General features: G+C 73.0%; 11 protein-coding genes and 2 pseudogenes. 7 read left to right on the top strand and 6 right to left on the bottom strand.

The features are described 5' to 3' along the window. Positions 1-10: 10 nt before the first annotated feature. Positions 11-982: a tyrosine-type recombinase/integrase gene (locus ACIBQX_RS01090; protein WP_396999316.1), complete on the bottom strand. Its 972-nt coding sequence runs from the start codon at positions 980-982 to the stop codon at positions 11-13. 20 nt (positions 983-1,002) lie between these two features. Beyond that, positions 1,003-1,449 carry a MarR family winged helix-turn-helix transcriptional regulator gene (locus ACIBQX_RS01085; protein ID WP_396999315.1) on the bottom strand — a complete coding sequence of 149 codons (447 nt, stop codon included), beginning with the start codon at positions 1,447-1,449 and terminating at the stop codon, positions 1,003-1,005. Between the two features lie 215 nt (positions 1,450-1,664). Here ACIBQX_RS01085 and ACIBQX_RS01080 point away from each other — a divergent pair, with 215 nt between their 5' ends. Beyond that, the gene (locus tag ACIBQX_RS01080; RefSeq protein WP_396999314.1) at positions 1,665-1,895 is read left to right on the top strand and encodes a hypothetical protein; all 231 of its coding nucleotides are present in this window, start codon (positions 1,665-1,667) and stop codon (positions 1,893-1,895) included. Positions 1,896-1,936: 41 nt separating this feature from the next. Here the strand turns inward: ACIBQX_RS01080 and ACIBQX_RS01075 are convergent, their stop codons facing one another. Then, positions 1,937-3,124, bottom strand: coding sequence for a cysteine desulfurase-like protein (locus ACIBQX_RS01075; RefSeq protein WP_396999313.1), 1,188 nt, complete (start codon positions 3,122-3,124; stop codon positions 1,937-1,939). 9 nt (positions 3,125-3,133) lie between these two features. Between ACIBQX_RS01075 and ACIBQX_RS01070 the strand changes: the two are divergent. The 3 genes and pseudogenes from ACIBQX_RS01070 (at position 3,134) to ACIBQX_RS01060 (ending at position 6,758) form a co-directional block, all read left to right on the top strand. Then, a pseudogene (locus ACIBQX_RS01070) lies at positions 3,134-4,196 on the top strand (winged helix DNA-binding domain-containing protein). Positions 4,197-4,234: 38 nt separating this feature from the next. After that, positions 4,235-5,665 carry a wax ester/triacylglycerol synthase family O-acyltransferase gene (locus tag ACIBQX_RS01065; protein WP_396999312.1) on the top strand — a complete coding sequence of 477 codons (1,431 nt, stop codon included), beginning with the start codon at positions 4,235-4,237 and terminating at the stop codon, positions 5,663-5,665. A 16-nt stretch (positions 5,666-5,681) separates the two neighbouring features. Continuing rightward, positions 5,682-6,758, top strand: a complete 1,077-nt coding sequence (locus ACIBQX_RS01060) for a winged helix DNA-binding domain-containing protein (protein WP_396999311.1) — start codon at positions 5,682-5,684, stop codon at positions 6,756-6,758. A gap of 41 nt (positions 6,759-6,799) precedes the next feature. Here the strand turns inward: ACIBQX_RS01060 and ACIBQX_RS01055 are convergent. Beyond that, positions 6,800-7,699 (bottom strand): annotated as a pseudogene (locus ACIBQX_RS01055) (RNA polymerase sigma factor); the annotation flags it as partial. A 216-nt stretch (positions 7,700-7,915) separates the two neighbouring features. Further along, positions 7,916-8,668 carry a protein phosphatase 2C domain-containing protein gene (locus ACIBQX_RS01050; RefSeq protein ID WP_396999310.1) on the bottom strand — a complete coding sequence of 251 codons (753 nt, stop codon included), beginning with the start codon at positions 8,666-8,668 and terminating at the stop codon, positions 7,916-7,918. Positions 8,669-8,857: 189 nt separating this feature from the next. On the opposite strand from ACIBQX_RS01050, the gene ACIBQX_RS01045 reads away from it, so the two are divergent. Continuing rightward, the gene (locus ACIBQX_RS01045) at positions 8,858-9,619 is read left to right on the top strand and encodes a class I SAM-dependent methyltransferase (protein ID WP_396999309.1); all 762 of its coding nucleotides are present in this window, start codon (positions 8,858-8,860) and stop codon (positions 9,617-9,619) included. Between the two features lie 43 nt (positions 9,620-9,662). After that, positions 9,663-10,664 carry an adenosine deaminase gene (add, locus tag ACIBQX_RS01040; RefSeq protein ID WP_396999308.1) on the top strand — a complete coding sequence of 334 codons (1,002 nt, stop codon included), beginning with the start codon at positions 9,663-9,665 and terminating at the stop codon, positions 10,662-10,664. On the opposite strand, the gene ACIBQX_RS01035 is transcribed toward add, so the two are convergent. Continuing rightward, complete coding sequence (locus tag ACIBQX_RS01035) at positions 10,606-11,265, bottom strand: response regulator (protein ID WP_396999307.1); 660 nt, start codon at positions 11,263-11,265, stop codon at positions 10,606-10,608. The two genes, add and ACIBQX_RS01035, sit on opposite strands and share 59 nt — an antisense overlap. A 213-nt stretch (positions 11,266-11,478) precedes the next feature. On the opposite strand from ACIBQX_RS01035, the gene ACIBQX_RS01030 reads away from it, so the two are divergent. Next, positions 11,479-13,707 carry a sensor histidine kinase gene (locus ACIBQX_RS01030; protein WP_396999306.1) on the top strand — a complete coding sequence of 743 codons (2,229 nt, stop codon included), beginning with the start codon at positions 11,479-11,481 and terminating at the stop codon, positions 13,705-13,707. Positions 13,708-13,750 lie beyond the last annotated feature (43 nt).

Raw genomic sequence — 13,750 nt, 5'->3', positions numbered from 1 at the left:
CCCCCGCCGGTCAGGCCAGGGGGCGGGCCGGAGGGAGGCGGAGGCGGTCGACGGCCTCGCGGCGGGTGCGCTCGGGGCGGCGGTCGTAGCGGGCGGTCGTGGCCGGGGAGGAGTGGCCCACCAGCGCCTGGGCGGTCGCCAGGTCGACCCCGGCGTCCAGCAGTTCGCCGATGAACGTGCGCCGGAAGTCGTGCGCGGTGCGCGGGGACGCGCCCGCCTCGCCGAGCCGGCGGGCCAGGATGTCGGCGATGCCCTGTCCTGTCAGCCCCACCGGCCGGTCGTCGCGCAGCCGCAGCCGCCCGGCCTTGCTGATCGGGCTGAACAGCGCCCCCGGAGTCCGGCCCCTTGCCTTCAGCCAGCGCTCCAGCAGGCCGATCGCCTCGGCCGTCAGATAGACCAGGCGTTCCTTGTCGCGCTTGCCGCGCACCCGCAGCGAGCGGGCGCCCGGATCGTAGTCGGCCAGCGCCAGCCCGCCGACCTCGGCGCGTCGGCAGCCGGTCGAGTACAGCACCGCGATCAGGGCCGCGTCACGCATCCCGGCCGCCGAGTCGTCGCAGGCCGACAGGGCCGCCCCGACGACCTCCGGCGGCACGTGCTGACCGGTGGGCAGGCGGCTCTGCCGGACAGGGGCCAGGTCCGAGGCGCGCGCGTAGTCCTCGGCGGTGGTCTGGCCGAGCCGCCAGGACTCCTTGAGCACCCGGCGCAGCGCCACCAGATGCTTGTTGACGTAGGCGGCCGACCAGCCCTGCTCGGTCAGCAGCGTGCGGATGCGCACGGTGTGCTCGTAGCGCAGCAGGTGCCACGGCTGCCCCGAGCCGGTGGCGGACTCGTCGCCGGTGAGCAGCCGGGCCAGCCGGTCGAGGCAGCCGCGCATGGTGCGCCGTGACTCCGGGCTGGTCAGCGAGGCGAGGTAGACGTGGTAGGGGTCGCGGGCCGGCTCGACGGGCGACGCCGCCGAGTCCAGCACGGCGGGCAGACTCATAAGGTGATCTTAGAAGCCGTTCAGCGGTCGCCGGACGCGAGCCGCTCGACCTGGCCGAGCGCCATGCCGGTGGCCCGGCCCAGATAGTCGGCGATGAGGCGCAACTCGGCGTCGGAGTAGGTGGCGAGCAACTCGTTGTAGGCGGCCCCCGGCCGGTCCCAGGCCGCGGCGATCCGGTCCTGGACGCCGGGCGTCAGCTCCACCAGGGCTCGCCTGCGGTCCACGGGATCGGCCCGCCGTTCGACGAGCCCGGCCTTCTCCAGCCGGTCGACCAGCCGCGAGGCCGACCCCGGCGTCAGCCCGGTGAGCTTGGCGATCCGGCCCGTGGTGACCGGGCGGCCCTCCAGGTCGAGCATGGACACGCACTGGAGGTCGGTGGGGTGCAGGCCGAGATGGTCGGCCATGGCCTGGTTGAACAGCGCGTACGCCGCGTAGTGCCGCTGGCTCTCGGCGGTGATCCGCCCCATCAACTCCCCAACGCGCTGGCCTGGGCCTGGCCGATCAGGTCCGGCAGGCCGGTGAGCCTGCCGTACCCGAACGCGCACAGCGACCCATCCACGAGGCCGACGTCGCGGACGTCGCGCTGGCCGTACTGACAAAGGCGGAAATTTCCGGACGGCCCTACACGCTGACCGGCCCTCGCTCACTCACCTTCGCCGAGCAGATCGATCACCTCTCCCAGGTGACCGGCCGGAGCATCGACACCCGGCACGTCACCCGGGAGGAGTGGAAGGCCGAGATGTCCGAGCACATCCCGGGCCACGTCGCCGACGCGCTGCTCGACTGGTGGCGGTCCAACGACGGCAGGCCCGCCGAGCTCACCACCACCGTCGAAGAGCTGACCGGCCACCCGGCCCGCCCTTTCGAGACCTGGGCGGCCGACCACGCCGGCGACTTCCTGCCGCCCCGCTGAACCGGAAGCGCCCTGCCTCCGGCAGGGCGGGCCGGGCGGGCTCAGTTCAGGTCGGCCACGCCCTCCAGGAGCCGGTCCACGTCGGAGCGGTCGTTGTAGTGGACCAGGCCGGCCCGCACCGCGCTGCCCGCATCGCGGATGCCGAGCGCGGCGGTGACCTCCCAGGCGTAGTTGTGCCCGTTCGCCACGTTCACGCCGCGCGCCGCCAGGTGCTGGGCCACCTCCAGAGGCGTGTGCCCGGCCACGGTGAAGTACGCGGTGGCGGTGCGCCTGACGGGCTTGCCGTACATGGTGACGTGCGGCATCGCCTCCAGGCCCGCTTGCAGGACCTCGAACAGCTCCAGTTCGTGCTTCTCCGCCGCCGTCATCGAGGCCAGCAGCCGCTCGCGTCGTGTCCCCATGCCGGGGGTCAGCGCGGCCAGATGGTCCACGGCCGCCGTCACCCCGGCCAGGTCGGCGAAGGCGGCGGTGCCCCGCTCGAAACGGTTGGGCACGGTGTCGGGGGAGGAGGCCAGCTTGTCCGGTCTGACCGTCTCCAGCAGGGCCGGGTCGGCGACGACCGCGCCGATGTGCGGGCCGGACCACTTGTAGGCGCTGGTGGCGTAGAAGTCGGCGCCCAGCGCCCGCATGTCGACCGGGCCGTGCGCGGTGGCGTGCACCCCGTCCACGTACGTCAGCGCCCCGGCCCGGTGCGCCAGCGCGGTGATCGCGGCCACGTCGGGGCGGGTGCCCAGCACGTTGCTCGCCGCCGTCACCGCCACCAGCCGGGTACGCTCGCCGATCAGCTCGGTGTACTGCTCCACCGGCAGTTCGCCGGTCACCGGATCGACCTCGGCCCAGCGGACCGTCGCCCCGGTCTGCACCCACGGGCGCACGTTCGCGTCGTGGTCCAGCCGCGACAGCACCACCTCGTCGCCCGGCCCCCAGTCCCTGGACAGCGCCCCGGCCAGCCGGTAGGTGAGGGTCGTCATGTTGGGGCCGAGGATCACCCCGCCGGGCCGCCCGCCGACCAGGTCGGCCACGGCCTCCCGGCACGCCGCCACGATCGCCTCCGAGCGATGGCTGGCGGGGAAGGCGCCGCCCACGTTGCCGATCCCGGCCCGGTAGGCGCCGGCGATGGCGTCGATCACCGCCTGCGGAACCTGAGTGCCCGCCGCGCCGTCGAGGTAGGCGTGGCCGTCGGTCAGGGCGGGATAGGAGGAACGTACTGATGCGATGGGAAGGAGCATGATGGAATCATGCTCACCCTGCGGGACCTCAACCGGGCCACCCTGGCACGTCAGCACCTGCTGCGGCGGCACCAGGGCGCCGTGACCGACGTCGTGCACCGGCTGGCCGGGCTGCAGGCGCAGGAGCCGCGCCCGCCCTACCTCGGGGTGTGGACCAGGCTGGCCGGCTTCGCCCGCGACGACCTGCACGCGGCGCTGCACGCCCGCACGGTGGTGCGGGCGACCCTGCACCGCGGCACCCTGCACCTGGTGACGGCGACGGACTTCGCCGCGTTCCGGCCGCTGCTGCGGCCCGTTCTGGAAGCCGCCGCGCGGCGCTTCGACGCCGTGGATCTCGGCGGGGACGTCGACGCCGTGGTGAAGGCCGCCGGCCGGATGCTGGCCGAGCGCCCGCACACGTTCAACGAGCTGCGGCCCCGGCTGCAGGCGGAGTTCCCCGGGGCCGACGACCGGGCGCTCGGCTACGCGGTGCGCATGCTCGCGCCGCTGATCATGGTGCCGACGGGGGACCGGTGGAGTTTCGCCCGCGAGTCCGCCTTCGCTGCCCGGCATCGACCTCGACCCGGCGCCCTCGACGGCGGACCTGGTCGAGCGTTACCTGGCCGCGTTCGGGCCCGCCACCGTCGCGGACATGCAGGTCTGGTCCGGGCTGGGCGGGCTCAAACCCGTCTTCGCCGGCCTGCGCGACCGGCTGGAGGTGCTGACCGACGAGACGGGCAGAGAGCTGTACGACCTGCCGGGCGCGCCCCGGCCGGGCGGCGACGTGCCCGCACCGGTCAGATTCCTGCCGGACTTCGACAACCTGATGCTCGGCCACGCCGACCGCACCCGGATGCTGGCCGACGAGCACCGCGGTGCGGTCGCCACCAAGAACCTGCGGATCCGCGCCACCTACCTCATCGACGGCTTCGCCGCCGGCACGTGGCAGATCAAGCGCTCCGGCAAGCAGGCGAGGCTGCTCGTCACCCCGTTCGCCGAGCACCCGATGGACCCGCTGGAGGAGGAGGGGATGGCGCTGCTGGCCTTCGCCGAGCCGGACGCGCCGGGCCGCCGACTTGAAGTAGTGGGGTGAGTCTGATTGGTTCAGGGCGGAGGTGTCACCATTTCACCATGTCCCAGCTGACCGCCCTGGATGCGCAGTTCCTGCACTTCGAGACCGCCACGAACGTCGCCAACATCGCCGGCCTGGCCGTCCTCGAGGGAAGTCTCAACCGCGCCGACCTGCAGGACCTGCTGGAGGCGCGGCTGCCGTACGTCCCGGCGCTGCACCGCAAGCTGGCCCCGGTGCCGTTCGGCCTGGACCACCCCTACTGGGTGCGGGAAGACGATCTCGACCTCGACTACCACGTACGTGAGATCGGGCTGCCGCCGCCGGGGGACGACAGGCAACTGGCCGAGCAGGTGGCCCGGCTGCATCCGCGCCGCCTGGACCGGGGCAGGCCGCTGTGGGAGATCTACCTCATCCACGGGCTGCGCGGCGGGCGTACCGGGCTCTATGTGAAGATCCATCACGCGGCCGTGGACGGCGTCGGCGGCGCGGACGTGCTGGCCGCGCTGCTCGACCTCGGGCCCGTCCCCGCGCCCCCGCCCGAGCACGAGCCCGAGTGGGACGAGCCGCCGCCCGGCCACGCCGAGATGGTGGCGCGCGGGCTGGCCAGGATGGCCGGCAACCCGGCGCAGGCGTTGCGGTTCGCCGCCCGCGCGATGCCGCACCTGGACGAGATCCCCGTCGTGTCGTCGCTGCCTGGCAGCGGGGCCGTCGCGGCGCTGGCACGCCGGGCCGCGGGCAGCGGGCAGGCGCCGGAGCTGCCGTCACTGCCCGCGCCGAAGACGCCGTTCAGCGGACCGATCTCGGCGCACCGGCGCTTCGCGTTCGCCTCGCTGCCGCTGGAGGAGTTCAAGGCGGTGCGCAAGGAGTTCGACGTCACCGTCAACGACGTGGTCATGGCGGTGTGCGCGGGGGCGCTGCGCCGCTGGCTCGCCGCGCACGGCGGGATCCCGGACCAGCCGCTGGTGGCCGGGGTGCCGTTCTCACTGCGCGCGGCGGGCGACGAGGGGACGGGCAACCAGGTCACGATCATGACCGCGCCGCTGGCCGTGCACCTGGACGATCCGGTGGCCCGGCTGCACGAGGTGCGGCACGCGATGCAGCGGATCAAGGACCGGTTCTCGCTGTCGCCCGCGCGGTGGCTGCGCGAGTTCAGCGAGTCGATGCCCGCGGCGCTCATGGGGCTCGCCTCCAGGTCGGCGTTCGGGCTGGTCGGGCAGACCGTGCCGCCGATCAACGTGTTCATCTCGAACGTGCCGGGCCCGCAGTTCCCGCTGTACGTGTCCGGCGTGCGGCTGCTGCACCACTATCCGGTCTCGGTGATCACCGACATGAGCGGCGGGGTGAACATCACCGCCTTCTCCTACGACGGCTCCCTCGACTTCGGAGTGGTCACCGACCGGACGATGGTGCCGGACGCGTGGGAGCTGGCCGGACACCTGCGCGAAGCCCTCGACGAACTGCTCAATGCGGAAGCATCCTTTCCGCGATAGTGCCTAGCCTGCCGGTATGAAGCTGAACCGCAGGGTGCTCAACCGCACGACGCTGGACCGCCAGCTCCTGCTCGCCCGCTCGTCGCTGTCCCCGGCGCGGGCGATCGAGCGGCTGGTCGCCCTCCAGGGGCAGGAGGTCAACCCGCCGTACTTCGGCCTGTGGTCGCGCCTGGCCTCCTTCGCCCACGACGACCTGACCTCCCTGCTGTACGGCAGGCAGGTCGTCCGCGGCTCGCTGCTGCGCGGCACCCAGCACCTGGCCCTGGCCGACGACTACCGGTGGCTGCGGCCGCTCATGCAGGCGCCGATGTCGCGGGCCCGGCAGGCCGGCTTCGGCCGGGCCACCGCCGGGGTGGACCTGGACGAGCTGGTGACGCTGGCCCGTGGCCACCTGGCGGGCCGTACGCTGACCCGGCCCCAGCTCCGCGACCTGCTCCTGGAACGCTGGCCGGACGTCGAGCCGTTGGCGCTCGGCTGGTCGGCGCAGGCGCTGGTGCCGGTGGTGCACACCCCGCCGAACGGCATCTGGAACCGGGGCGGGGCGACCCCTTTCACCCTGGCCGAGGAGTGGCTCGGACGGCCGCTGGACGACGCCCTGCCCGTCGAACGACTCGTCACCCGCTACCTCGCCGCCTTCGGCCCCGCGAGCGTGATGGACGTGCAGATGTGGTCGGGCCTGACCCGGCTGCGGCCGGTGATCGACGCCATGTCTTTACGGAAATATCATGACACCGAGGGTCGTGTTCTCTACGACCTGCCGGACGCGCCGCTGGCCGAGGAGGACGTGCCCGCTCCCGTGCGTTTCCTGCCGGCCTTCGACAACCTCATCGTCGCGTACGCCGACCGTACCCGGATGATGACGGACGAGCAGCGCAAAGCCGTGTGCGTGGGCGCCGTCATCTTCCCCACCTTCCTCGTCGACGGCGTCGTCGCCGGCATGTGGAACATCAAGGACGGCGTGCTGGACCTGCGGCCCTTCCACCCGCTGCCGGAGCCGGCCAGGGCCGAACTCGCCGCCGAGGGCGCCGGCCTGCTCCGCTTCGCGGGCGCGCCGGACGGCACCATCACATGGTGGCGCCCCTCGGCGGCGTGACGGCACCCCTCGGAAGACCACCGGCCGAGCGGCGCCGGCCGCTAGCCGAGGTAGTCGCGCAGCGCCATCGCCCTGGACGGGTGGCGCAGCTTGGACATCGTCTTGGCCTCGATCTGCCTGATCCGCTCGCGGGTCACGCCATAGATGCGGCCGATCTCGTCGAGGGTCATCGGCTTGCCGTTGGTCAGGCCGTAGCGCATGGAGATCACGCCCGCCTCGCGCTCGGACAGGTCGTCCAGCAGCGCGCGCAGCTGCTGCTGCAGCAGCGTGAAGGAGACGGCCTCGGCGGGGGAGACGGCCTCGGTGTCCTCGATGAGGTCGCCGAACTCGCTGTCGCCCTCCGTCCCGAGCGGCGTGTGCAGGGAGATCGGCTCGCGGCCGTAGCCCTGCACCTCGATCACCCGGTCGGTGGTGAGCTCGGTCTCGGCGGCGATCTCCTCCGGGGTGGGCTCGCGGCCGAGGTCGCTCTGCAGCGTGCGCTGGGCCCGCGCGACCTTGTTGATCATCTCTACCATGTGCACCGGGATGCGGATCGTGCGCGCCTGGTCGGCCATGGCCCGGGTGATCGCCTGCTTGATCCACCAGGTGGCGTAGGTGGAGAACTTGTAGCCGAGGCGGTAGTCGAACTTCTCGATCGTCCGGATGAGGCCGAGATTGCCCTCCTGGATCAGGTCGAGGAAGAGCATGCCACGGCCGGTGTAGCGCTTGGCGATGGACACCACCAGGCGCAGGTTGGCCTCCAGCATCCGCTGTCTGGCGCGGTCCCCGTCGTCGGCGATCCACTCGAGGTCGGCGCGGAGCTCACCGCTGATGCCGTCCTCGGTGTCGAGCCGCTCCCGGGCGAACAGACCGGCCTCGATGCGCTTGGCCAGGTCGATCTCCTGAGAGGCGGTCAGGAGCGGCACCCGCCCGATCTCCTTCAGGTAGGTCTTGACGGAGTCGGTGCCGATGACTGAAGTCGTGTTGTCGTCCAGGTCGACGAGCTCTGCTGCTGCTTGGGTCAAGGCGATCTCCTCGCTCGGGTTGGACGGAGTCGGCGGCGGCGCCGGCACCGGCGTCGGGTGCTTGTCGAGTTCGGGAATCGGCCCCCTAGCACGAGCGGGAGAATTGTTCACCCCCAAGCTACCCAACGGCACCGACAGCTTGTGACGCCCGTCTCAACCTGATCCGAAGGACATCCACGCCGCGGTCGCGTCGTCATGCGGCTTCCCGCGCACCGGGCCGTGCGCCCGCTCCTCCGCACGCACCCTGGCCAGCAGCTCCTCGGGGGCCCGCGCGGCGCCGCTGACCAGCCACTCCCAGGAGTGGCCGTACCAGTCCGCCAGTCTCGTCACGCCGTCGGTGAACAGGGCGATCCCGCGCAGCTCGGGCACCGGCGTCGAGCCGGTCAGCGCCTGCGCAGCCGCCTCGGGGCAGGTGCTCGCCACCCAGAACCCGCCGGGCCTGTTGCGCAGCGAGGCGACCAGCTCCAGTGAGTACGGCCGCCCGCCGGGCAGACGCTCGAGCCGGTCGTCGGTGACGACCATGACCGTGCCGTCGTGGCGCCACAGCCCGATGGCGCAGTCGCACAGCACCAGGTGGTCGAGCCGGTCGCCGCGGCGGCGGGCGATGGCGACGGTGCAGGAGGGCGAGTTCGGGTTGCCCAGGTCGCAGGTCGCCGCGTGCGCGTCCATGGTGGTGGCGATGGCCCGCCCCAGGATCCCGGGCAGGCGCTCGTCGCCGTCGAGACGGACCGCCAGGGCGCCGGCCAGCGTGCGCACCAGCCAGCTCACGTCGTGGACGCAGCCGGAGTCGATACCGCGCGGCGCGGTCGCGCCGTCCAGCACCACCACCCAGGACGGCCCGGCGATCACGTAGTCCTCGTTGACGCCGCCCGGCGCGGCGGCAGTGGCATAGCGGACCCGCGTCATCGAACTCCTCGGAATGGCCGGCGCATTCGCGGGTAACCGTTACGGAGAAAGGCTGCGCAAATGGCGATTCAAGATTGTCACGCGAGCCGGTCGGAGGCTCCGGCAGGTGATTTACATTCCCCTCATGACGGCCGTGCCCACCTCTCCGGCCCGTGACAGGGCCCGGATCTACCTTTGGCGGTACAACACATGACACGCCCTCGTTCGAGCCTCGTCCACCAGGCCTCGTACGCGCTCAAGCACCCCCACAAGGTCGTACCGCACCTGCGCAGGCTCGCCCGCGACTCGTGGCTCCGCCTGCGCACCCGCGACCACGTCGCCTACTACCGGGCGGTCATGAAGTCCGACACGGCGCGCAGCCCGGAGGGCGCCGTCGGGTCCCACTCGCACAAGCGCTGGCTGGCCCTGGGCCGCATGCAGTTCGACTACCTGGTGGAGCACGGGCTCAAGCCCGAATGCCGCATGCTGGAGATCGGCTGCGGCAATCTGCGGGCCGGGCGGCTGTTCGTCGACTACCTGCACACCGGCAACTACTACGGCATCGACATCTCGCCGGACATCCTCATGGCCGCCCACGACACCGTCGCCACCCACGGGCTGCGCGACAAGATGCCCTACCTCACCCCGGTACGTGACCTGCGCTTCGCGTTCCTGCCGGACGAGCACTTCGACGTCGTCCACGCCCACAGCGTCTTCTCCCACTCGCCGCTGGAGGTGATCGACGAGTGCTTCGCGCACGTCGGCCGGATCATGCGGCCGACGGGCTGGTTCGACTTCACCTTCGACCGCACCGAGGGCAAGGAGCACCAGGTGCTGCGTGAGGACTTCTACTACCGCACCGAGACCCTGGTGGCGCTGGCCGACCGGCACGGACTGGACGCCGCATTCATGGAGGACTGGGAGCGAGGACCGCACAAGCAGTCCAAGATCCGCGTCACCAGGCGACGATAAATCCGGATGCGCGCCGTACCCGCCGGTCCCTAGGGTGCTGGGGGTGAGAGACGTCCGCGCGCTGCCCAAGGCCCACCTGCACGTCCACCTGGAGAGCACGGTGCGGCCACGCACCGTGCTCGACCTCGGCGGCGAGCCGGCGCCGGAGGAGGGCTTCACGAGCTTCCGCGCGTTCGCCGACCAGCGGGCGCGGGTGCGCGGCCTGCTGCGCACGGCCGGTGACTTCCGGCGGGTGGCGCTGGAGTTCTGTGAGGACGAGGCGGCGCAGGGCACCCGCTACGCCGAGGTCACCTTCACCGCGGCCGCCCACGGCGAGCGGCTGGGGGCGCCGGAGATGCCGCTGGAGGCGGTGCTCGACGGGCTGGCCGAGGGCGCCCGGTACGGCATCGAGTGCCGGGTGCTGCTCGACCACTCCCGGCGGCGGCCCGTCGAGCGGCTCTGGCGGACCTACAGGCTCGCCACCCGCTACGAGCGGGTGATCGGGATCGGGCTGGCCGGTGACGAGAGCCACCCGCTGGCGCCGTTCGCCGAGGTGTTCGACGCGGCGAGGGACGCCGGCCTGCACCTGGTGCACCACGCGGGGGAGTTCGCCGGGCCGGCCAGCGTCCGCGAGGCCCTCACCCTCGGCCACGCCGAACGGCTCGGCCACGGCATCCGCGTGCTGGAGGACCCCGCCCTGGTCGAGGAGGTGCGGGAGCGGGGCATCCCGCTCGAGGTCTGCCCCACCTCCAACGTCCTGCTCGGCGTCGTCGCCGACCTGGCCGCCCACCCGCTGCCGCGGCTGCGCGCGGCCGGACTGGCCGTCACGCTCAACACCGACGGCGAGACCACCCTCGCCGGCGAGTACGGCCGCGCGCGCGACATCTTCGGCTGCGACGACCCGGCCCTGGCCGAGCTGGCCAGGGCCGGCATCGAGGCGTCGTTCGCCCGGCCGGAGCTCAAGGCCGCCCTCCTGACGGGGGTGGACGACTGGCTCGCCGGTGAGGTCAGGGCTCCCCGAGGCCCGCGTCCCGGGCCATGGTCACGGCCTCGACTCTGCTGGTGACCTGCAGCTTCTCGAAGATGCGGCCGATGTGGTTGCGTACGGTCTTCTCCGAGAGGACGAGCGCCGCGGCGATGCGGTGGTTGTTGAGCCCGCGGGCCGCCAGGGTGAGCACCTCCCGCTCCCGCGCGGTCAGCATGGGCAGGCGTGGCTGCGCGGCGTTCCCGCGCGGATCGGTGAGCAGACGCGAGATGCGCCGGGCGACGTCGGGGCCGAAGACGGCGCCCCCGGCCGCCACGGTGTGGACCGCGTGCAGCACGGTGTCCCGTCCCGCCCCCTTGACGAGGTAGCCGCGAGCGCCCGCCTGCAGCGCCGAGACCAGGCTGCCGTCGTCGTCGGACATCGTCAGGACCAGCACCGGAGGCGCGTCCTCGGCCGCCGCCAGCCGCCGGGTGGCCTCGACGCCCGATGCCCCGGGCAGCCCAAGATCCATGATCACAACGGTCGGGCGGTGCCGGGCGACGGCGTCGCCGACCTCCGCGGCGGAGCCCGCCTCGGCCACCACCTCGATGTCCCCCGAGCTCTCCAGCGCCGCCCGCAGGCCGTGCCGGAAGAGCGGATGATCGTCCACGATCAGAACGCGTACCGCCGGAACATCCTTCACAGCCTTCTACACTACGAGTAGTCGCCTGAACGCGTACAGCGATTGACGCTCTGCCCGGATCCCGGGCGCCCACCCCGGGCGCATCCGGGGCCACCGCCCCATGCGGTCATGACCACAGGCCTGCCACGTTCGAGGAATCACCCGCCGTATCACCCCGTACGAACCGAAGTGGAGTCACCGTGTGATGCGCTTCCGACCCGGCGGAGTCCCGCGATGACGGGCCCGGCCGGCCGCCTGGCCAGGCGGCAACTGACCGGCGCCTCCATCCTGTGCGTGCTCACCGCCGCGAGCCTGCTCTGCTGGGGCGCGCTGCTGTTCGGCGGCCAGGCCAGGGAGCGAGACGTCGGCACCCTGCTGGACGACGCCGGGCCCGTGCTGGTCGCGCTGGTCCTGGCCGTGTCCGGCCTGGTGATCGTCGCGCACCGGGCCGGCCTGGCGATGGGCTGGCTGTTCCTCGCCACCGGTCTGGGCATGATCATGGCCAGGGCGGCGTCCGAGCTGATGCCGGTCGTCGAGGGCGACGCCGCGGCCATCACCGTGGCGCTGCTGGTCTGGGTGCTCGGCAGCGCGCTGCACGCCTTCCTCACGGCCGTGCTCCCGCTGTGCTTCCCGGACGGCAGGATGCGGGCCGCGCGCGCGTACGTGGTCGTGGTCGCGGTGTGGGCGCTGGTCGTGTCGTTCCTGCCGGTCGCCGCCGAGAGCGAGCAGGCGGGCGAGCCCAATCCCCTGCGGTCGTGGGCGGCGGGCCGGGTCGCGGGCGACCTCTACGACCGGTTCCACGTCGTGGCCAACCTCAGCTTCGCCGTGGTGATCGGGATCGGGCTGGCCGTGCTGGCCCGGCACTGGCGGCACGCGGACTCGGCGCGGCGCCGGCAGGCGGTGGTGTTCCTCGGACCGTACCTGCTGTGGGCGGGCGCCCTGAAGGCGGCGTATTACCTGGAGGCGAGCGGCTGGATGCGGTTCGCGCTGCTCGGCTGCTGCGCGGCGCTGCTGTGCGCGGTGATCGTCCGGGTGTTCACCCGGGATCGGGTCTGGGCCATCGATCGGTCGGCCCGGTGGCTGCTGACCTGTTTCGTGCTCACCGTCGGGCTGATCGTGCTGCCCGGCGGCGGGGTCGCGGTGGTGCTGTTCCTCGCGCCGGCGGCCCGCAGCGGGCCCGCGCTGGGGCTGGCCGGGCTCGCGCTGCTCATCGGCCTCGCCGCGCGGCGGGCCGCGCGCTGGTCGGCCGGAGTCGCCGACCGGCTGTACTACGGGCGTCGCGCGCATCCCTACCAGCTGGTCCGCGACCTCGCCGCCGACCTCGGCCGGGTTCCCGGGCCGCAGGACGCCGCGCGCCTGCTGTGCGAGACCGCCGTCGAGCAGCTCGGGCTGCCCGCCGCGCGGATCATCGTACGAACCCGGCAGGGGCCGCGCGAGATCGCCGGGCGGGGCCGGATGCCGGACCGGCACAGCAGCTTCGACCTCGTGCACCAGGGCGCGGTCGTGGGCGCGCTGCTGGTGGGCGCGCGCGAGGGGGAGAGCGGGATCGACGGCCAGGACCGCGACATCCTGCGCGTCCTGATCGCCCAGGCGGCCTCGTCCGTCGCCGCCTGCCGCCTGTACGAGGACCTGCAGGCCAGCCGCGAGCAGATCATCACCGCCCGCGAGGAGGAGCGCCGCCGGCTGCGCCGGGAGATCCACGACGGCCTCGGCGCCACCCTTTCCGCGCTGCGGCTGTGGGTCGACACCACGTCGGCGCAGATCCCGGGCGACTCGCCGGCCTCGGCGTCGCTGGGGGAGGTGTCGGAGGGCATCGCCCGGCTGATCGTGGACGTCCGGCGCATCACCGACGGCCTGGTGCCCGTGACGCTCGCCGACTTCGGGCTGAGCGAGGGCGTACGCCGCCTGGCCGACTCCCTGCAGGGCGGCGGGCCGCGGCTCACGGTCGAGCTCGACCCCGATCCGCTGGTGGCGCTGCCGGCGGCGTTAGAGGTGGCGGCGTACCGCATCGTGTCGGAGGCGCTGACCAACGCCGTCCGGCACGCCCGCGCCGCGAACTGCCGGGTCACGGTGACGGTGACGCCGGGTGCGCTGGTGGCCGAGGTCGCCGACGACGGGACGGGCTTCCGCGCGGACGGCGGGCGCCGCGGCATCGGCCTGCGCTCGATGGCCGAACGGGCGGCCGAGCTGGGCGGCAGGTTCTGCATCTCGAGCGACGGGTCGGGGACCCGCGTCCAGGCGTGGCTGCCACGCTCCACGCCCGGACCTCTGCGGGAGGCCGGCCTCACTCATGGCGAAGCCGGCTCGCCGTCGGCTACCTGGTGGGCGGAGTCGAGTGGGGGCAGTACGGCGGGCACGGCAGCGGCAGCGGCGGCTCCCACGGGCAGTAGGGCGGGCACGGCAGCGGCGGCTCCCACGGGCAGTACGGCGGGCACGGCTGCGGACACTCCGGACCCGGGGTAGCCGACGGGGAGCCAGGCTCGGGGCAGTGGACGGCCGGTGACGC

It is taken from the genome of Nonomuraea sp. NPDC049714 (genome assembly GCF_044465295.1).
GTDB lineage: Bacteria > Actinomycetota > Actinomycetes > Streptosporangiales > Streptosporangiaceae > Nonomuraea.
The sequence above is the reverse complement of the archived record's forward strand: the minus strand, read 5'-3'. Positions and strand labels throughout refer to the sequence as shown.